The sequence below is a fragment of the Natrinema hispanicum genome (genome assembly GCF_900111485.1).
In the GTDB taxonomy this organism is placed as follows: Archaea; Halobacteriota; Halobacteria; order Halobacteriales; family Natrialbaceae; genus Natrinema; species Natrinema hispanicum_A.
The window spans coordinates 39,985-61,662 of the sequence record NZ_FOIC01000014.1 but is presented as its reverse complement, the minus strand read 5'-3'; the positions used below and the strand labels follow the sequence as shown (position 1 = coordinate 61,662).

The window sequence follows — 21,678 nt, the reverse complement described above, 5'->3', positions numbered from 1 at the left end:
AATCATAACTATATTTATATTATATTTGGAAGAAGTTCTTGGCAACAACATATTTGTTATAGCAATGTTAGGTGCCAACTAGCAGTAAGCGTTTGCCCTTGAAATACGAGAAGAAGCACAGAATGGTTGGAAGGGTGGTGTGATATGAGTGATATACACAAAATAGCGGACGGATTTACCGATATTTCTTCGCCGGGAGAACGGTTCAGAGACCAGTGGTTGGATGACTTGCTCAGATCACAGTGGCCGCCCTATATCGACGATACAGCGTATCTCGTGATGCAGGGTATCGCGATCGGTGAGACCGATCTCTCGACAGCCGATTTCGGCGGTGAAGTGGGCCGATACTATCGGCGTGGTCTCGCAGATTCGTCGGATATCAATCTGAAGAAGACGAGTCTGCCCATTGGATCGATGGATTCGCGAGATGTCGGGAAAATCGCTTGGGCACTCAAACGTCTCCAAACCGATATTCGGACTTCTAACAGCGCGAACTATCGGTCGACAAGTCGTGCCTTGGAGGCGGTTATTAACAAGACGATGCTCGAGGCAGCCGCCGCGGAGGACGTTTCGATTCGAGATTTCGAGACGATCCGATTACCAGAACAAGCGAGCATTAGCGATCTCATGTCTGAACTGCTCTGTCGACCACGAAGTACGGCATTCGTCAGGACGCTGAACGAACTCGCCAATACGAGTCTGAAATCAGGGAAAAGTCTCCTTGAACTCCTCGAAGAACCACGGATGGTAACGCCGCTCTGGGAACACCAGAGGAAAGCGTTCTCCAAATGGCTTGATGCTGGATGCCGGGGTTTCGTCGACATGGCAACCGCAACCGGAAAGACATTTCTCGGCCTCTCCGCTATCGCCCACCACTTCGGTCGTTTGCATCCCGAAGACCAAGATCTCACAGACAAATCGATTACCCCTCCCAGTACGAACCCAACGGTGGTAATCGTCGCTCACCGGGGTATAATTCTTGATCAATGGAAGCGAGAATTTGACAGACACCTTAACATTCCTGAAGACGCGTCGGCACAGGAAGGAGCGCACACAGCGAGATACTCATGGGGAACGGTTCACTTCTGGACACCGAAACGATTGCTCGAGAACGATATTCCGAATACAGATTTGGTAATTCTCGACGAAGCACACCACTATCTCGGCAGTAGTGGCTTCGGATCCATTCTCGATGATATCGACAACGATGTACTCGCCTTGTCGGGATCTATCGATGAGAGGAATGCAAAATCCCTCGAGCGACGGAATATTCCGGAAATATTCGAATTTACACTCGAAGACGGACAGGAAGTTGGGATCATTCCACAATGTACGTGGAACGTGGAACTCGTGCCATATGAGGGACAAGGGAGACTGAAAGAAGTGACCCAGCGTTGTCAGAGGGGATTCGAGCAGTATCAGGATGGGAGCGCTGCAGACGATGTTTCCGGCGTGTCCGAGGAAGACGTATCGTTCGAGACCCTCCGAGAAGCCCGATCGGTCGTTCACACGAGTGCTGCACGGTCCGTGATGGAGCAAAGCGAAGAATTTCGATCCTTTTCGTCGGGGATTAAATCTCGAAGTCTAACGAAATCGAATATTTCTCCTGCCCTTACTCGTATCGCGTCACTCACCCTTGAGCACATTGAAGACAACAAATGCGTCGTCCTCCTCGAGTCGGGTGACGAAATCGAGACTGTCAAGGGATATCTACGGCAGAAAATTGACGATGAAACGTTCGAAGAGTTGGTCGAGATCGTCGCAACTGGAGACGATGATCCACTCGAGGCCGCCGAGCGATTCGATGAGGAGTATGATTCGGGTGCACTCATTGGAACTGGGACGACGCTCGGTGAAGGGGTCGATATCAAAACAGCAGACGTCGGAATCAACAGAGCAAGCGGTCAAGCCAATCGTTCGCTGGTACAACGTATCGGACGTATCCTCCGTAATCCCGATGGGAAGGGGAAAGCGACGTTCTATCACGTGATGGGTGTCCCGACGAATGCAGAGGCGATGTTCGCTCGCGAAGACGGGATGGACCTACTGGAGACCGCAAGCCGGTTCATCGTCTGGGGAGAGTCGTTTGACGCACACCCGTGGTTCAATGCGGAAAAAAACACAGTAGTAGACGCGCTTGCAACACTGGAACGCGAAGGTGTGCGTGGAATTCGAGAACTCGCGCCAGACCACTACGAGTGGCCGGAAGATGATAAAGTTGAGGCGCAGCTCCGGTCGCTCTGTGAGAAGTTTGACCCAGAGGATGGATCACTGTTGCTCTCGCTTGAAGGAGACGCGTTCGATAAGCAGGACGAGCCAGATTCCGAAACTAAACGTGGCCAGATCGTTGCCGGCAACCTCAACCAGCCTATTGAAATTAGCAAAAATGTATTATCGATGTTAGAAAAGTCGAACAAAGAGTCTAAAGAGGAGGAGGAGGTCGCTATTGCGCTTCGAACGGCACTTTCGGAGGTCGAGGAACCCAAGGTAGACGATTCTGTGCGGGACCCATCTACCATAACTGTCGAGTTGAATCCTGTTCTTGACGGCATAGTTCGAACGGTGGCGGAAGACAAAGGCGTTGAGAAGGGGCAGATAGTTGAGTGGGCAATTGAATGGGCATGCGATCGAGAGGCGGTCTGAATGAGCGAACCAACGTTGAATAATATCTGGCACTGTGGGGGTGCAAAATCATGGCAGTAGACGAGGAACTATTAGATCGACTTGACCTGCGAAAATTCAATAGCACATACAAACGCCGACGAAAAATTGCAATCTTTGGGTTTCTAGTAGCGGTGATTACGTCTCTTTTTGTCCCGGAGTTGGCTGTAATCGGTATTCTAACCGCAATAGTTTGTGTATATATTTATAAAAAATCTAGATATAGTAGTGAGCAAATAGCAGACAGAGTTGAACAATACACTGTAGAACGTCTTGAGACCGCCAGAAGTCTCGTCTGGGAAGGGGAAAAAAGCGCTGCGATAACGGAAGTACAGTCTCTACAACGCGATATCGAGTCTCTCCAGGGAGGTGATTTCGATGGAACCTGTGATGATACGAAACTGTGCCGCCTTTATCGCAGTATTGTAGATGTTAGAAGATACTTAGACCGACCGGAGAATTATGACTGGCCAACTGAGAAAGTGTCTAACATATTGGACCCCAAAGAGCCACCAGCGTTCTCAGACGAGTCGATTCAGAGTCTCGTCGAGCGACTCGAGAATGCCGGTGTGAATCAAGCCCAACTTGGGGCGCTCAAGACACGTCTTGAATCAGAGCAGCAAGCTCTCGATGAAGTGAAATGGGCCCTCGAAGAGGGAACACCAGTAACTGCCGCAGAGGCATTTGTGGAATCCGTACGCGAAGAACGAACGCCAATCCCTGAAGAAATCTCGAGCGGGCATCCTGCTGGCAAGGAATTGGCAGGCCGGGTACACGAAATGAAAACACTTCGCGACGAGCTCGGTTTTCGGGCTATAGTCGATGCTGCCGTCACTTATGAAGAGAGAGGCAATCAAGAAGCCGAATCCGATCCGAATGCAGCCGAAGCGGCGTACACGGAGGCAGCCTCATACTATGACGGTGCTGCACAATTAGCGAGCAAGACTGATATCGAAGTGGTAGCTCTCGAGAGAACAGCGCTTTCCAAACCAGATCTGACGGCAGTCGACGGCATTGGTTCAAGCCGTGCTCGAAAACTCGAGCGTATCGGTATCGAATCGCCGAGTGAGTTAAGAGATAAAAAACGACTTACTGAAGCGAGAGGCATTGGCGAAACGAGAGCGGCATCTCTCATCGAAGCCCGGGAAAAACTATTAGAAGATTACCTTCGCCAACAGCGAGAACGTGTCGAGAAAAAACGAGAAGAACTGACTCCAGAGGAGAAAAAACCCGAAGAAGAAGTCGAGTACTCCAACAGATCGATCCAGAGTCTCATTACGCAACTCGAGACGGTTAGCGGGAATCAGACTCAACTCGAGACACTCTACTCTCGTATCAAGTCAGACCAGCAAATTCTCGAGCAGATAAAACGAGCACTCGAAAACGATGCGCAGGAGACTGCTGCTGAAGCGTACATGGAATCTGTACGTGAGGAAAAAACGCCAATCGTCGAAAAAATTCCGACTGAACACCCTGCTGGCGAGGAATTGGTAACTCGTGTTCGTAACACGAAAGCTACCTTAGAAGAACTTGGCTTACGGGCTGTGGTCGACGCTGCTGTCACCTATGAAAAGAAGGGTGACCGAGAAATGGAGACCGATCTGAAATCTCTGAGGTCGGTAGAGGCGGCATACGACGAGGCGGTCTCGTACTATGGACGTGCCGCACAATTAGCGACTGAAAGCGACTATGACGTGGCGATACTCGAAGAGACGGATCTTTCTAAGCCAGACCTGACTGCAGTCGACGGTATTGGAACGGGACGTGCTGGCCGACTTGAGCGTATCGGTGTCGAATCGCCAAGCGACCTAACGGAAGTGGAAAAGCTCACCGAAGTAAAGGGAATTGGCGAAACGACAGCAGAGTCCCTTATCGAAGCACGACAGAGACTACTAGAGAACTACCTCCGTCAGCAACAGGAGCGCGTGGAGGAAAAGCGAGCGGCATTGCCCCCCAGCACGGAAGAGCAGGTCGCCGAACTCGTCGAAACGACGACCGAAGCACTGGATGCTGCTGAAGCCGCCATGCCTACTGACCTCCCGACGGCTACCGAGCACCTCGATCGTGTCGAAACCGCACTCGACGACAGTTCTATCGAAAGCGAACAAGCGTTTGCGGAGGAACTTTCGCCAATCGAGGAGTGCCTGAGAGAACTCCGAAGTCGAGTTCAGGCCGAGAAAGCACAGCGAGAGTTCGAGGAGTCCATTTCGAGGGTCGATGACCTGCTCGAACAACTCGAGGCTGCAGCTGACCGCGGGGAATACGACCGAGCAATCGGCTATACCGGGCCGATTCGGCAGCAATTAGACGAGGCAAAAAAGCTCTTAAGTGAACTCGATAACGACGTCTCAGACCAGATCGAGTCCCGTGGAAAGCGACTCGAGAAACTCACTACGAGAATTTTGCGAGCACGGCGTCGAGAAACCTTCGAAGATCGACTCCAAGAGATCGAAACGACTGTCGATAACGCCGTCAAAGCAGACACTCAGGACGAGTACACGGAGGCTGTAAGAGCGTATACCGATGCACAGGAGAAACTCGAAGAAGCACTCGAAGTCGCACGTGATGCCGGATACTCCGAAGCATGGGAACTCGAACGACGGATCGAGCAGATCGAATCAGCGCGAGTGCTTGCAGTGGAACAACGCGACGAAGATTGGGAAACACGCTGTACGACAGCAACATCGCAGGTCGACCGTGCAAGCCGGGAACTCGAGAAGGTTGATCAGTATCTCGACATAGGGGATGACGGGGCAGCCTACAATAGCTACCAGGCTGCTAGAGAAGCAGTCGAGGAAGCGAGATCGACGCTTGAAAACGGACGCGTTCCAAGCGAGAGGGACTGTTGGGATGAAATCGAGGAAATGCAGACACGTGTCGACGAGGTTGGCGGTGAACTCTCTTCGAAGGGGATCGACCGACCGATGGTCAGTCATGATGAACTGCTAGCGTACCTGAAAGAGTTAGCCATAATCTTCGATGAATCCCCCTCACCTGAATTCGTTCGCACTTACGGGATCTATCCGGTAGACGAGTACGAAGAGACGTTCGGTTCGTGGAACGAGGCCCTGAACGAGGCGAATCTTGAACCCGTCGGTTCACGAAGCCGGAGAACGTATTCCAGAACCGATATCCTCGATTCGATAGCCGCTGTTGCCGACAAACTCGAGCGGCCTCCAGAGGCAACTGATCTCAACGAACACGGCGAAATGTCCTCAGCTACGGTGATCAATCGGTTCGGAGCTTGGGAAGCGGCTGTCGCACTCGCAGGACTCACTGAGGAACCGACTCTTGAGGTGGTTCGAGAGCACGCTGACGGCGTCGAAGCGACTCGAGCTGATTCGGAAAAACAGTCCACTTCGGGTCGCCAGCAGACGTTTACTTACCAGGAAGAAGAAGAAGCGAACGATGACCAAGAGAACTTGACCCCTTCCGATGAGGAAGGAAAAGAAGACGAGACTAATTTCAGTGGATTCAGAGAACGCCGTCAAAAGAAAGAACGTCTCAAGAACTCCTAACGGCGATTCGATCCACTCAAGAGATGGAACTGACTGTAGATGTCGATATCTTCCCTCATCTGATCGCTTGCATCAACTGGGTATTCCAAACCGGTTTCGTTGAAAACAGCGGAAATGACATCAATATGCGCAAAGACTCTCTAACGCGCCAAATTCCGAATTCGAGTCTAAAAACACAACACCCGTATTTAGAATAAAACAGGTGTCTGACGGAGGCCGTACTTCGATTTCTTTTCTATCAGTCAGTAATCTTAACACCCCTGCCTGCTTTTGACCTCGTATCCTAGCTAGAGAGATGGAAGCAACGTCAGAAAATTACGAAGCAACACTCCGCTCCGCGCGGAACTATCTGGACACGGCACGTTCGGAATACCGTTCGGTCGAGGACTTCGATGCAGTTCCGAGCGAACTGGTGGAATCCCTCAACGAACTCGATCGGGAACTCGAAGACCTCGAGGACGTAATTCGCGTTTCCGAACAGGAACTTCGTCGAGCGGAGGACGCCGCCGATCGCGCAGAACTACTACAGTCCGTTCTTGCGACTGTTCGCGATCGAGAGCGGGCCATCATCGAAGCCGATGTCGATCGCCTCCGATTGTGGTTTGACGGCTACGATCGGTTAACGCGACAACGCGAGATCTCTAATTCGACGCGTAGTCGGTGTTCAGAGGTGGAGCGGATCTGTGGGATGATGGAGCAGTTGATAACCAAGAATCGACACGAGAAGGTCCGAACCAACGACAAATTCTCCCCAGAGGCTGTAGATCGGACTCTTCGCGAACTCGACGGGAATCTCTTAGAGGAAGTAGATGCCAGCGAGTATACCGATGCTTGTCTTTCGATCATCGATGATTTGCTCCCCATAATTCACGACGGACTCGGCTCGCTTGCCGATGAGAATGCGGAAAAGTCGTCATTCGCGGACTCACTCGGGGAAGTTAAAAAACGCCGCTCAGATGCCAAAGAGAAGCATGAAACGGATCTGGATGCGGCGGTCGAAGTGGTCCGCATAGCTCTCGAAGGGGCACTTATCCATCACTACTCTGTGAGTAGGGCAGTTGCTAATCAAGACTTCGCAGAAACGTTAGCTGAACTCATTCGCAATCAGGGCCTCGATATCGAGTTAGATTATGAGGAGAGTGCCGCTCGCGGTGACGTTGATGTACTGCTAAGTGAGTTGATATCGGTCATCAGAACAGAAGTAACTCGATCGAAGGGGGCTCGTCTTCGGCGCCTCCTCGAAGAGCATAATGGCAGCGTTAACCGAACAGCAGCAGCGACCGAATTTGCGTTTAGCGAGATACTCGAGACGCTCCAGACGATGTACGATGACAACGAAATCGCCGACGTGGAGGTCACGTTCGAATGAGTTCTGACTCCATCTCTGCACCGGTCGACGAGCAGACCATCGAGACGGCATGGGAGACGTTTACATCCGAAGAGGAGGTGTACCGGTCGGTGAAAAATGATATCCTCGATACCGTAACCGACGCGTGTGCCAGTGGAATAAATGCAGGTAATTACGATGCGACTGCCTCCATGCAAAATGTATTCGAGGCGTTCGTCGACGAACATTGCGCGGATGACGCTCCGTTCGTGACCGATGTGCTGGAATCGGACGCACTCATCGTGGAAGTCCTCGAACGGGGCCACGAACAGGTCGCACAAATCATCTTCCAGCAATTGATCGAAGAACTCGTCGATAACGGCGATCTCCTGTACGTTTACAACCGCCAGCAAGTGCGGAGTCACGTCGCCGAAATGGCGCGATATTTTGCGCTCATCAGGCAGCGTCTATCGAGCGACACGGACTATTCGTTTTCGCCGAACCTCGTGAAAATGGTCAAAATAGCCTCGGCTGACCGCGAGCAGCCGATTATGGGGAAAAACCGCGAGAAAGCGCGGCGATTCCAACAGCCTCTGCGCCGCATCAACGAACAGATCGAAGACGCGGAACCCGCTTGGGAGTTTGAAGATTCACTCGGCAGCGACTGGCGCATGGCCGTCTCGGATACTCTGGAACTGATGGGTGAGTTCTTCCAAACTGGTCTCCCTGAAGAATTCGACTCACTCGCCGCCTATCAGGCCCGTGCGTTCGAGAACGTATTCGTCGATTCGGTCACTCAAGGCGGATCAGAGGCCCGCGATGCGAACGTGGTAACGGCGAGTACGGGCGGAGGAAAGACGGAAGCGTTCCTCTTCCCGACACTCGCGTATTCGCTGTTAGCAAACGAAGCGGGAATCGACGGAACGAAGGCCGTACTGACGTATCCGCGGCGTGATCTCTGCAATAACCAGTTCGAACGACTGTTCTCGTATATAACTACGATCAACGAACTTCAGGGTTCGATCGATGCATCGTTCAGCGACGCCCCGCTCACACTCAGCATTCAGCACGGTGGTCGAGGAGACGTCGAACTCCCGTGTCCCCACTGCGATGACGAAGTGGACGGGACACTCGAACGAAAAGACGACGCGCACTTCGAGTGCCAGCAAGACTCCGATCACGTCGTCCGCTATGCAACCACTGATCGGGGTGCGTCCGCCGACTTCCTCATCACGACCGGTGACTCACTCCATCGCCGTCTGATGGACAAGTACGGGAACGCGGCCCTCTGGTCCGAACCCTACCCACCGAAGTTCCTCGTTCTCGATGAGGTACACGTTTACACCGATCAGGCGGGGATGAACGTGGCGAACGTCGTTCGGCGGTTCAAACAAGCGATGCAGCGGCGTGCTCGTAATCAAGAACCACGCTTCATCGCATCGAGTGCCACAATCAACAATGCGACGGAGTTCACTGGCCGAATCTTCGGGATCGAAGAGTCGTCCGTTAGGCACCTTTCACCCAGTGAAGACGAAAAGGATACGCTTGGCCGCGAACACTTCGTATTCGTCAAAGCAACCGATCCGCGTGAAGTCATCGTCCCGGTCGGAGACTCGCAGTTTAAACCTCGATCCGAGTGGACCGAGACCGCGCCGACGACCGCGACGAACCTCTCGTGTATGATCCAGATCGCGTTCGCGTTCTATCATACGATGCGGAAAGAACAGGCCGGGGATCGCCCGGGGCTCACCGACAACAAGGACCGAATCCTTGGGTTCGTCGACTCGATCGATTCGGTGAGTCGGCTCGGCGGTTTCGTGCAAGAGACTGAAGAAGAAGGGCTCTTCCGGCTGCGGACTCCCGATGCCGTACTCGGCGAACGAGGAAACAATCCGGACTGTCCTCGAGAGCAGTTCCGAGGTGCGACCGACGACACTTTCGACGAGGGTGCAGTGTGTGAATCACTTCCGCCAAACCCGAATCTGAACGCTTGTCCGGTCTACGAGGACGGAGAATGCTGGTGGACGATGCAGGACAGGCGTCTCGATCTACAGGCGATGGAAGTTGCCATCCACAAGAGTGGTCGCACACAGCATGCCGGAACCGGAGCGACGGTTGAAGACGATTGGGATCAGCTCATTTCGACGAGCGCTCTCGAAGTCGGGTTCGACCACCCAAGTATCATCGGCACCTTCCAGTACCGAGCACCGCGAAACGTCCCCGGTTTTGTACAACGGAAAGGGCGTGGCGGACGTGACGCGGAAGACGAGCCGATCACGGTCGTCGTCCTCGGATCGTCGCCGACCGATTCGTACTACTTCCACCACTCGAACTACCTGAGTGACCCTCGTGATGAACACCTGGATATCCCATTGGACGCGGACAACCGCTTCGTCCGCGCGGAACACATGACTGCTGCCATTGTCGACTACTTCAACGTCACAGACACGACCGACGCAAAGCGATTATTCCGGGGACAGTGGACATCTGGTTCCGGTGTCGGTCCGGATGTCCCGTACTTACGAGACCAATTCGAAGCGCACGAACCCGACATCCGCGACTGGCTCGACTCGGCGTTCGAGGCATCCGCCGAAGAAATCGACCGAGTTCTCCAGGAGTTCGACCAATACGTCGTATCCCTGTTCGAGGAAGTCGCACCTGGAACGGACGATACACCCTATTGGGAGTTCTTCGAACGAGCGATGGACAACCGCCAGACGACGGGCCCGATCGATCAACTCATCGACGCCCTACGCGAGGAGGAGATAGAATGAGCCGCGAATCGCGAGAGAATTCTGGGCTGAGCCGTAGCGATCGAATCGGCCGTCTGCAGGGAATCCGTAAGCAGGTAGACGAATCTGATTTCTCGTATCTCGACCTCGCGGGCATCTTCAACGCCGATCCGGCGGCAAACCCGCCGTACATCATTCCTGAGACATTTATATCCGAGGAGGTGGGCGGATCGCTCACGGTTATCGAAGACGAGAGCGAAGAGGTTCTCGGACAAGAGAATGCGAATCAAGTGTTGAGCAACTTCCTCCCAGGCGGGTACAAGAAGCGCTGGAAGAAGTTCCGACTCTGGCGCGGCGCCTGGGAACTGGGTTCCGATTCCGGTGTTGCAGATATCGGTCCGATGTTCGATTGGGCCCATTCGTACCCACTCACAGAACTCCTCGGAGATGTTTCATCGGTTAACTACACCGAACTTTCGTTCGATCCAGAAGACGTTCGCGTCTACGTTCCTCGGACCATCCGCGTCGACGATTTAGTCGATCCGGATTACGTCTGGCTCGACGACGAGAACATCGTCTGGACGGGAAGACCGCCGATGTCGAGTACGCCGCTCTCGTCGGATCCGACGACGAACTACCTGTGGTTCAAACACACAGCAGAACCGTTCAGCGAGACCGATGATGTATCTGCAATCGCGGATAGTGACGTAGTCACGGGGGTGGCGTTCGAGGAGGACCACGAGTTCGTCCGGTGTTATTACGCGTCCTTGCTCACGCTGTATCCCGAGGGGACAACCCACACGAGATCTGGACTCATTACGTACAGCGTCGAAGACGACGATACAACTGCGTTCGTCGGGACACGTGAGCGGAGCCAAGTCCTCTCGATCGAACTCGACCGGAAGGAACTACGGTCACGGATCGATGCAGCATTCGCTGACAATCCTCGGCTGAAACGCGACGTGAAATTCGCGTATCTGCACCAGCAGTTGTGGGAGCGGTTGTTCTTCGATGAGGAGGCGATCGAACACGAGTTCGCGGTGCAGCCGCTGATGGAACACCTGATCGGTGCCGACTTCTGGCGCCGGACAGTCGAAGAAGACGAGTACGGTGTGTTCAGTCTCTCAGGGCCAGCCTTAGTCCAAACAGTCGAAGAATTATTGCCGACTGATTCTCCAACGCGACTCCGACTTCTCGGACACGAGGGACCTGATTCGTCGCTCGCGCTTCAGACAGTCCGGTACGAGACGGGAACCCTCGCCGAACTCCTTGCTCGATGTCGGAACGATGACCTCGTCGCGGAGTTCGCTGAGGATGTCCTCGTTCACTCGGCCGAACATGCGCTCGCGACGTGGGCGACCGAGTCAACCGGGAGTGGAACTTCGTTCGAACTCTGGTACGATCTCAACTTCCAGGCCAGCGACGACTCACACGCCCGAATCAGCATCTATGACGCTATCGAAGGCGGAGCCGGTATCGCCAAGGAGGTCGCTGAACTCTTTGATACCGACGAGAGTCTCGGTATTGACGGCGGACTAGCCACTCAAGGACAGTGTCATTCGGCGACCGCCGACCGCGCCGCCATTCGTCTTCTGGCGGATCACCCCGACGGATCACTGTACGATATCCAGCAAACAAACCGAGAATATTTCGACGAACTGGTCGACGAAACCCTCGACCGACAGATCTCGGATACAGATGCGTTCAGCAAAGACGACCTGCGATCGCTCGTTACGGCGCGGGTTCGACGATTGTTTGAGACGCGTGAACTCGCCAGGTTTTACTCTTACTTGGCCGCCAGACTGGAGGAACTGACGACCGAACTCGGACGCACACCGCGGACCGCCGATCTGGCACTGTTCTTGGACCGGCACGTCTTCGAGGATCCCAGCATCCAGGCGACGTACGAACGATTCGCGAGCGAAACCGGCCGAAAAGATATCGCCGAGTTAGAGGAACGGCTCGAAGAGTTGACGGTGGGATGTCTCACCGCTTGCCCAGACTGTCTGCAGACAGAGCGAAGTCGTTGTCTGAAAGCGACCGGGCACCAGGGGACGACACTCAACCGGCGATTGCTGACGGAGGTGTTTGATAGATGATTCACGAGTTATCGACGCTGCTCAAGAACCCACCCGATGGTATCGGTGAAGAGATGATGATTCGGTGTCGCGTTCGTAGTGACGCCATGCCGGGAGAGGCCGGCGGTGAGAAAATCGTCTATCTCGTCGACGATCCGGTAGAACGAGAGGCCGGCGTGGCCGCGCTATCGTTTTGGGCAGACTCGCCGTCACCTGACGGCATTCGGGCCACTGACTCCTCTCTCCTGTCGACCCTCGATATTCTGGTCTCGAACGATATAAATGAGGGCCTCGAGGGAATGGGCCTTCGACAGGACGAGGAATTGATCGTCCGTGCGGTGCCCAACTATCGCCCGGGCGAGGGAGAGGCTGATCTCTATCTCAACGTCACTTCGGTCGTTATCCGGTCACCGGAGACGCTGGTAAGCAAAGCGAAACTCAGAGTCCAAGAGCGGTGTTCACGGGAATACTACCTTCGGTACGTCAAGAACGCCTACACAGGAGGTCGATACAACCGTGAAAACTACCAGCGTAGTTCGATCTTCCGCGGAAATGCGGTCCACGAAATCGCGGAGAAAGCGTTCGAAGAGCATCTGGATCGATTTTTGAACGACGAATGGACGCCCGAATCCGTCGAAACGTACTGTACTGAGTTTCTCGACGATGGACTCGGATTCGAACAGGCTCTGCTCGTTTTATCAGGGGCAGGGCTCGACGAACGAGACCACATCGTTGAGATTACGACGCGTCTCTTCACTGACGAGGAACTCCGAGATAGACTCACTGAAGCCGACAGTGTCGAGGTCGAATGGTTCCTTGATCAGGATCTCGGATTCGCCGGCCAAGTCGATCTCTTACTCGACGAGACACCGTACGACATCAAGACTACACGCAATCCAAACGACGAGACGATCGATAAGCATAGCTATCAGTTGAAGCTCTATCTGACTTCACTACTATTCGAGAATTTAGAGAACGGGCAGTCAGTACGAAAGGTGATTGCAGAGGGGCAGACTGCTTACCTAATCTATCCGAACGTAGACGCGGAAGATGTCCGCTTTGTTCCGGTCGAACTCACGTGGTCCGACGTAATCGAGTTCTTGCAAGTCCGTAACGACGCGACGAAGTCCGCTGAATCTTTTGCCCCGCCGTCAACTTACAATCGCGACTGCGAAGACTGCGCGTTTGCTTCAGAGGAGTGGATCAACGGACCGAATGACGCCCTTCCCCCGGCTTGTACCTATCATTGCCAGAACGAACGTCGGTGGCCGTGTTACGAATTCGAAGACGGAAGTGTGACGTCCGATTGCTCGCTCTTCGACCGCTGTGAACAACGCCACGAATACCGCACACCGGCTACCATCGATCGGTACGAATCGACCCGTGCAGCGTTTAATGACGAGAAGAGAGCCAGAAACAGCGCTCGCCGAGCACTCGAACGACTTGACCGGAGCGTTCAGCGCGACACGGGTTACCTACTCGATGAACTCACGCTCTCGGGCATGGCTTCGTCAGGTGCCGTGGTGCTATTCGAGGCCCGGGAACCTACGGTCCCGGCGTTTTCACCCGGATCCACCGTCAGACTTCGGACGCGAACCGAAAGCGTGGATCAGGAGGCCATTTATCTCGGTCAACGTTCGGACACGCATCGGTTCAAACTCGTCTCAGGTTCTGCACGTGCGTTCTTGAGCGAAGACGGCCCCTTTGAAGCGTTGTACGCGTTCAGCACGCGTTCGATCACCCACCGGTATCTTCCATACCTCGACTTCGCACAGCGACGCGGAGTTAGCCTCGGAATTCAGGGAGGGAACACGACGACTAGCACGGCAACGAGGGATATCGTCCCCGAGAGGGTCACCGACTATCTCGATACCGAGGAGGTGTTTATTGATCTCCCAATCGGGACTGATCGGCGAGCGAAACTCGAACGACTCGTCCGGGAAATCTTGACCGCATCACTCCCGCATCCCAATAATGAAGGCGAAAATGTTCCAGATGCGGCGCGTCGTGTACTCGTACTCGGAACCACTCCGAAGATGGTGGATATCGCTGCCGACGCGCAGCCAGAGGGAGCCCACTATCGGGTGGATGGTATGACTGGAAGCGACGAACATCATGCACTCCGTGACATTGACGGGTATCACGAATTACAGCAGCGACTCTTGGAGTCGAACTCGTTGGTGTCGTCGGTAGAAGCTGCAACGAGCGAAAACGGTCCGGGTGGGGTCGGTCAGTTCTTCCATAGACTTGAGGAGGGGTCTTTCGGAGCTCGTGATCACTCTGACAAATTCTTCGACCATCTAGTTGTACTCGGTGCCGAGGCGCTCACAGAGCCGGAATATCGGTTCCTCGCGGACGTCGCTGACAGGGCTGCCCTCGTCGGCGACACGCGTGCGAGCGGGCCGTCGATGGTGAGTCGGAGCGCTCGCGATGCCGATCTCGAGGTGTCCTACTTCGAACAGGCGTTCGAACACTACAGTTCGTTCGAGAGCGAGACTGCGGTCAGTCTTCAGATGAGTGGGTCAGCACCGCCAGCGCTGCGACAACTCTATCCGTCCGGTCCTTGGGACGACATAGAAGGCCAGATCCGGTTCCTGAACATCGAAGGTGGCGAAGCGAGCGCCGTCGAGGCGATCGAGTTACACGCGACAGTCCGCGCCGAGAACGGCCCTGGGCGCCGGCTTGTGTTTGATGTTACTGATACACCGATTGATCCATTGGAGGCACAGGAAATTTTCACTGACCGGCACAATCTCGACGTGACAAGTCTACGCGAAGAGAGCATCGTCGTGATCAACGAGGAGAGCTTCTACTTGGCGAGGAAGGGCCAGATCGACGGAGACAACCCGGAGTACCATGAGGTCAGCATCCGTGCCGACGCACTCGAACTCTCTCAATTCAGTAGTGCCCTGCTCCGCAATCGCATCGCGGAACAGATCGTTACGCAAGTTGCCTCAGCCGAGGATATCGACCTGATAGTAACCCCATTTGCGGCTCATGCAAACGCGATCGAACGGCGACTCGCTGATGAAAACGTCGATGCAACAGTGTCTTTGCCCGAGAACCTCGACGGAGACGTTGCGGACCGAGCCATCGTAAGCTTCGGGACGGCCAACGATGCTCGTATCGTTCGTCCGCCACTTGACGATCCCGAAGTACTCTATCGGCTTTTCTCGTGCGCGAAAGATGTGGTCCTCGTTGGGAACGGAGAAACATTACAGACAAAAGACCTGTTCCAACGTCTAATCGCAGAAGCAACTCCGTACGCAAATACAGGGAACTGACGCTATTCTAAGCATCTGTTAAATAAATGTGTGGTCTCCTGTATAGGATTTATTTTATCTGGTATTGAGGTACCAATAGTTATTTGGAAGGTGCAGAGCTATAGATGCACGACTTTGAATATGGACTCACCACAGGAAGCACTGGATGGTGCCGTTAATCGAGCTTCCGAGATCATCTGGTGGAACAGATCGCTTACGAAATTAAACCAACAGGAGAATATCGACAATGCCGAGTCGTTCGTCCGAGACGAACTTATCGAGTCAAAGGGGCCATATGTCGAGTACGTCCGTACCCCGAAGGCACACAACGTCTCTATCTCTGAGTTCCTCGATTCACACGGCTACCATGATCTCGTTTCAGAGGCCGCAATAGATGTCTTGTTCGACGGCGATGACTCTCTGCCGCTGTATCAACATCAAGCAGAGACGGTCGATGCTATCGAAAGTGACACGAACGACAATATACTCGCGGTCCCGACTGCGACCGGAAAGACGGAGTCGTTCTTCCTTCCGATTTTGAATCACTGCCTTCAGACCGACGAGTCCGGGCTGAAGTCGATCGTCATATACCCGATGAAAACTCTGGAGGTGGACCAGCTAAACCGCTTCATTCGTTATCTCGACCGTGTCAATCAGGACCTCAAAGGTGAGAAGATCAAGATCGGTATCTGGGACGGCGATACCGAGGAGTCCGTCGGCAGCCAAGATTTCCAGATCCAGTCAGGATCGTACATCCGCGGACTGGAGTGTCCCCGAACGGGTGACAAACTCCGCGTGAAGTCGAATTTCAATGTCGGAACCGACGATCACGACTATCCGTGGATACGCGTCACCAGAAAGGGCATCCGGAGCGGAGCTGACATCCTCTTGACCAACCCGGAGGCCTTAGATTACATCTTCGTCAATGATAAGTCGAAGACGCGAGGCTTGATCGGTGAGGAACCGAGCGAACATCCTGTGGAACACATCGTGTACGACGAGGCTCATGTCTGGTCCGGTATCAGCGGCGCATCCGTCTCCCTGCTCTCGCGCCGACTGAAATCGTTCTACAGTGCGAGAGATCCACAGGTCACGATGGTATCCGCGACCGTAGACAACCCGGCTGAACTCGCAGCTTCGCTGACCGGCAGCGAAGAGTCAAATGTGAACGAGGTAACGTTCACTCCCGAACCAGTTCCAGTTGACGGCAAGCCGGACTTCGGACGGATAGAGCCGTGTTCGCTAGAAGAGATCGTCCGAGTTCTCATTCACGCCACGCAAGAGACGACGTCGGCGTCTGATCTGAGAGAACGATATCCTGAACTGGGGAACGCGATTTCGACGCTTCGCGAGATCGGTATCTTAGCCGGTGGCAACCAGTTGCGTGTACGTCCGTCAGTAGAGCAGTGGCTTCTCCCTCCCATCGAGTCGACGATCGACTCGTTGGTCAAGACGGACAAATACGATGACCCCCTCGATGTCGCAGCATCGGAAGAAGGAGTGGAACGAATCGTCAACCGAGTCCTCGACTCCGAAAACATCGGGAGCAACTGGAAGCGGTTCGCCGCCAAGAACATTCCTGAAGTCGGAGCGCTCGCCGAACTCTTCGAAGAGGGGACCGGGAGTGTCCGATTCCGGCATTACGATGATCTATTAAATGCGGTCGATGCCGAATCCGTCGATGACCCCGAAGGCGTGCTTTCGACGGTGATGCTCTTCGGTCGACTCGGTCGGATTCTCACCGACAAGTATCATACGTTCCTGAAACCGCCGTCGAAGGCGTACTGGTGCAGCGAATGTGCAATAGTCTCCCGGCATAACAGTTGTCGTGAATGTGGAACCGAGATCCCAGAACTCCAGTTCTGTCGTCGCTGCCATCATCCATACGTCGGTGAGGACCGAGGGGACGAGACGGAGTTCGTTCCGCTGAACGCACCGGAGATGGACCGTTGTCCGGGGTGTGGAGAGAACCCATCCCTTCAGGACATCAACGTTCCCACGTCGACGTTATTGTCGTTCATGCTGACCGAACTCTGCAGGCTAACACCGTCGAAGAAGACTCTCGTCTTCAACGATTCCCGGAGTTCCGCTGAGACAGTCGGCGGAGAGATTATAGACACCGAATACGGATTAGTGGCAGAGTCGCTCTATATCGAGGAACTCCTTGACGCCGGTGGCTCGAAGGAGGCATCCGAGATCTACTTCAATGTCAGTGACCGACTGAAAGAGGAGTACTGGAAACCACTCAAGGAGAACGCAATCGACGAAGAGGGGGCGACCTACGAAATCCTCGAAGATATGCGCCAGCAGATCCAGCGGAAAGCGTCCCTCCAGAACTGTCGTCACCTCACACCAGCGGCGCTCGTAACATCGGACTATCTCTCCGATCTCTCGGAACCCCGTGCGCTCGCGATCGGACATGAGGTGTTCGATATCTTCGCTCAAGACCCAAATGTCTCCTTCCAACGCAACCGTATCCCGATCAAGGGACTCACCTACGACCGGCTGCGGAATAAGGTCTCAAACGGACTGCGGTTTAGCGACGAGGAACTCGACCGATACCTTCCAGATATCTTGGCACGACTCGACGAAGCAGGATTCGTTCACCAACCGCCGTGGGACGAACTGACCCAGCAAGTTCATGATAGTGGCGAATCGGTCGACAACACTGACGGTACGCTCACCTATCTCGAAGACGAGCGGGATCGTCTCAGTGGACTCGCTGACTTCGACCACTCGGTTAAGAGCGGTGTCTTCCAAAGAGACCTCAAGGAAGATGACTCCGTCCTTCGGTTGGTCGAGCGCGTTACCTACTGTACGAACTGTTACGCCGCTTATCCGGCTCCCGAGAATGAGACCCTCAACGTCTGTCCGCAGTGTGAGCACGATGTAGAGACGTACGAACGGTTCACCAGTACTGACAACGGATACGCTGGAACTGGGGTAGCTGATGTCGAGAGTGACTGGGAGTGGAACGTCGATCACTGGGGGAGTGATATCGCACAACCAGCGGCCGCTGATTCGATAGAGTCCATTTCTGTCGGCATTCACAAAGGAGATGTCCCAGCCTCGCTCCGCGGCGCAATCGAGGAGGCGTTCCGAAAGTCAGACCCCGATGTCAACATCGTCAGCGCTACGCCCACAATGGAACTCGGTGTCGATATTGGGACGCTCGATAGTGTCACACAGGTGGGTGTGCCGCCGACGCTGACCAACTACGTTCAGCGGAGTGGCCGAACAGGGCGCTCGCGTGGCAGTTCCTCGCTTGTCTCGACCGTTATTCGAGGCGAACATCCCGTCGACAACCATTACTACGCCAATCTCGAGGCGTTCTTCTCTGGGTTCGAACCTGTTCGGGTTCCCGATCCGGAGAACTACGATGAGGTAATGGCCGGACATGTCTTCACCGAGACACTTGCGTATCTCCTCCGGAACCCGGACCCGAAGCAGGTGATGGATCAGATCTACTCACTCAACGAATCGGCGCTCGATCTCGCAAGCTACCAGCAAGAGGTCCGCAAGCGCTTCCGCATCTTGGAGAAGTTCGTCAGCGATGATCCACAGCGGACAAGTGTCGAACGCCACCTTCGGAACGTCTTCGGACCGCGCGGCGTCGAGATATTCGAGACAATCTTCTTTGAAGAGAGTCCTCTGAACCTCCAGCGTCGCGGGAAGCGAACATTCCAGACACTCACCAACGTCGACGGATCTGTCCAGGCAGTAACGTCGCTAACAGAGCGCTACCGTCGTCTCGACCAGTGGGCAGGCCTCTTAGGGTATCTTGCGAATTATCGAGGGTTTGGGTCGCAGTTCCCGATCAAAGTCAGCAACAGAGGAAATGACGACATTCGGTTCGAGACATCGGGTAGGTTGTTCGAGGTGTTCCCTGGCCCCGAGAACGACACCGGAGCCGTATTCCGTCTTCAAGGGACCAAGTACATCGTCACGGACGTCCATGGAAGCCCTGACGAAATCACAAAGACCGGAATTTGCCGAAACGAGGATTGTGAACGCCCGTTCGAAAGCCACGAACTCGAACACGAGGTGTGTCCGCATTGTGGCTCCTCTCTTCACGAAACCGCAATCCATCCAGTCGCGTCGGTGACCTGCAAGAAGGCATCTGGTGGACAGAAAGGGTACTCGACACGTCCGATATCAACTGTCCACATCGACCAGACGGATACCCACGAAACGGAGACCGTCGATCTGTTCGGGTTAGAATGCGAACTTTCGGCTGGTGACTTCGATGTCGTTGACTTCATTTACGCGTTCGAGCAGTTTCACTCTCGGCGAAGTGAGAAGAAAACACTTCAATCCGAAGCAGTGGTGGATGCTGGCGGAGACTCGAACGTTGACGATGCTGATGCCTCGTTAGACGAACTGCTTGACGAGGTTGACGATACGACCTACCGACCGGTGGGTCAGCAGTATCATACGCGTGGCCTCCGATTCCAGTTCGAACGCTCAGCGGTTCGAACTCGGTTCGACGAATATGCACAGACGACACCGGATGCATCGTGGCCTGCTGCGCTTGTGAGCCTCGAACAGTCTCTCGAGAAAGCCATTGCAATTATCGCCGAGTGTGACCGAGATGACTTCCGGGTAAAGGTCGCCGATACGGGAGATGTACTTGACGTGTTCGTGGTGGATAGTCGAGAGGGTGGCAATGGTGTTACCTGGCAGGTGCTCGAGGCCCTTCGCGAAGGGGCTGCACTTCAAAGGCGGATCCATGAGGTTGCTGGCTGTCAGGAGTGCTCTGGATACTGTGACCAGTGCCTGTTGCTTGCGCGGACACCAGCGTTCTATCTAGAAAAGGACCTGCTCGACAAATTTGCGCTACGGGCCGTCATCGGTGATGGTACCCATCTAGCTGACTCAGCAGAAATAGAGACCGCCTCTGGAGACTGATTGATGATGTATTGCATTTCCAGTTTAAAAGAGAAACGTATGATAGGAGAAATGGATGCAGTGGCGTAAGTTTGAGGCACTGATCTCGGACAATTCGGTGGTGTTCATCTCGGACCCGGTAAAAAACGGGCACGTTGAGGGACTCCTACGAGCGCTCCCCGCCGTGCTGTATAGCGGCTTCGATGACGTCACGTGTCCGAAATCCTGGCTCCAACTCGAAGATCCATCTCGGCACTCCGCGTATGAGTACAGTTGGCACCTCTTGCAAGACGTCAATGAGTTACAGGTAGATCTCATAGCTGCCACAACGCAATACTATGAAGATAACCTACCAGTCTACAGCCTTCAGAGTCTGGTCAACAGATATTCTGTTTCTGATCAACGGATTGTTGTTATCGGCGACAGTGAAAATTTCGAACTATCTGGGACCGTCCGTCCGTTCCGAGAGGATCCCGTCGTAGATAGAGCGATGAACTACCAGGAGGTGTATGCCGCCTACGAGCAGTACTACAAAGACTACGGTATGGAACTACCACTACAAGAGACGCAGAATCTCTTCCTGCACGACAACGCGAATCTGTACGAGTTAGCCACCGGAACCAGACTCACCTCGGTGGAGGAACTGATCGACGTACTCCCAGATGCACCGTACTTGCCAATCCTCGGCGGCTTCTCCTCCATATTTGCATCCAATTCGGCGTACGGGAGCGAACCGCTGGAATCGACGGAAGCCATTGAGGCGTTCGGCAAGTGGCTTCGGCGCCGGATCGAGCTGGACTACAACGAGGCTCTCTCCGTCGCACGAACGATCAACGACTATGCCATTGACCACGAGCAGTTGTTCGACAAGGCAAGTCGGACTCGAATGCCGAATATAAACGATGCACGGACCGCACGCCGCGAACTGACTCCAGAAGAGAATCCGATACATGAGCGATATCACACCTGGCTGTCGAACGCACTGTGACCAACCGACTGCCAATTAACCATGATAACGAGTGAACAATACGTACTCAACGTTGTCCAGAACCCAAAACTCCTCGACATCGCCTATCGAGCCATTCAAGCGGGTTATACGGAAAAGGAAGAGATTGTAGCCAAGACGGGACTCGAATCCGAGGATGATGGGAATGGAACACTTGAACAGGCGATAAAAGGCCTCCTGACCTTTGGATTGGCCCGGAAATCTGA

General features: G+C 54.2%; 8 protein-coding genes. All 8 read left to right on the top strand.

Translation table 11 applies throughout. The annotated features are described in order from the left end of the window. Positions 1–144: 144 nt before the first annotated feature. The 8 genes from BSG09_RS13185 (at position 145) to BSG09_RS13150 (ending at position 21,454) form a co-directional block, all read left to right on the top strand. Positions 145–2,643, top strand: a complete 2,499-nt coding sequence (locus tag BSG09_RS13185; RefSeq protein ID WP_092933857.1) for a DEAD/DEAH box helicase — start codon at positions 145–147, stop codon at positions 2,641–2,643. Between the two features lie 50 nt (positions 2,644–2,693). After that, a complete protein-coding gene (locus tag BSG09_RS13180; protein ID WP_092933855.1) occupies positions 2,694–6,179 on the top strand; it encodes a homing endonuclease associated repeat-containing protein in 3,486 nt (1,161 codons plus the stop codon). Positions 6,180–6,849: 670 nt separating this feature from the next. Further along, positions 6,850–7,548, top strand: coding sequence for a glycoside hydrolase family 18 protein (locus BSG09_RS13175; RefSeq protein ID WP_139246218.1), 699 nt, complete (start codon positions 6,850–6,852; stop codon positions 7,546–7,548). Continuing rightward, entirely contained in the window at positions 7,545–10,280 is a 2,736-nt protein-coding gene (locus BSG09_RS13170) for a DEAD/DEAH box helicase (protein ID WP_092933851.1), read from the top strand. Before BSG09_RS13175 ends, BSG09_RS13170 begins: the two co-directional genes overlap by 4 nt. After that, positions 10,277–12,337: a DUF1998 domain-containing protein gene (locus tag BSG09_RS13165; protein WP_092933849.1), complete on the top strand. Its 2,061-nt coding sequence runs from the start codon at positions 10,277–10,279 to the stop codon at positions 12,335–12,337. The genes BSG09_RS13170 and BSG09_RS13165 overlap by 4 nt, the downstream gene beginning before the upstream one ends. Next, complete coding sequence (locus tag BSG09_RS13160; protein WP_092933847.1) at positions 12,334–15,600, top strand: PD-(D/E)XK nuclease family protein; 3,267 nt, start codon at positions 12,334–12,336, stop codon at positions 15,598–15,600. The genes BSG09_RS13165 and BSG09_RS13160 overlap by 4 nt, the downstream gene beginning before the upstream one ends. Before the next feature lie 120 nt (positions 15,601–15,720). Continuing rightward, positions 15,721–20,487: a DEAD/DEAH box helicase gene (locus BSG09_RS13155; protein WP_092933845.1), complete on the top strand. Its 4,767-nt coding sequence runs from the start codon at positions 15,721–15,723 to the stop codon at positions 20,485–20,487. Positions 20,488–20,587: 100 nt separating this feature from the next. After that, a complete protein-coding gene (locus tag BSG09_RS13150; RefSeq protein ID WP_139246217.1) occupies positions 20,588–21,454 on the top strand; it encodes a hypothetical protein in 867 nt (288 codons plus the stop codon). The last annotated feature ends 224 nt before the right edge of the window (positions 21,455–21,678 follow it).

Bases quoted from the DNA above. Each gene is read 5' to 3' on its own strand.
- BSG09_RS13180 (WP_092933855.1), top strand. From the start codon at position 2,694: ATGGCAGTAGACGAGGAACTATTAGATCGACTTGACCTGCGAAAATTC.
- BSG09_RS13170 (WP_092933851.1), top strand. From the start codon at position 7,545: ATGAGTTCTGACTCCATCTCTGCACCGGTCGACGAGCAGACCATCGAG.
- BSG09_RS13165 (WP_092933849.1), top strand. From the start codon at position 10,277: ATGAGCCGCGAATCGCGAGAGAATTCTGGGCTGAGCCGTAGCGATCGA.
- BSG09_RS13155 (WP_092933845.1), top strand. From the start codon at position 15,721: ATGGACTCACCACAGGAAGCACTGGATGGTGCCGTTAATCGAGCTTCC.
- BSG09_RS13160 (WP_092933847.1), top strand. From the start codon at position 12,334: ATGATTCACGAGTTATCGACGCTGCTCAAGAACCCACCCGATGGTATC.
- BSG09_RS13185 (WP_092933857.1), top strand. From the start codon at position 145: ATGAGTGATATACACAAAATAGCGGACGGATTTACCGATATTTCTTCG.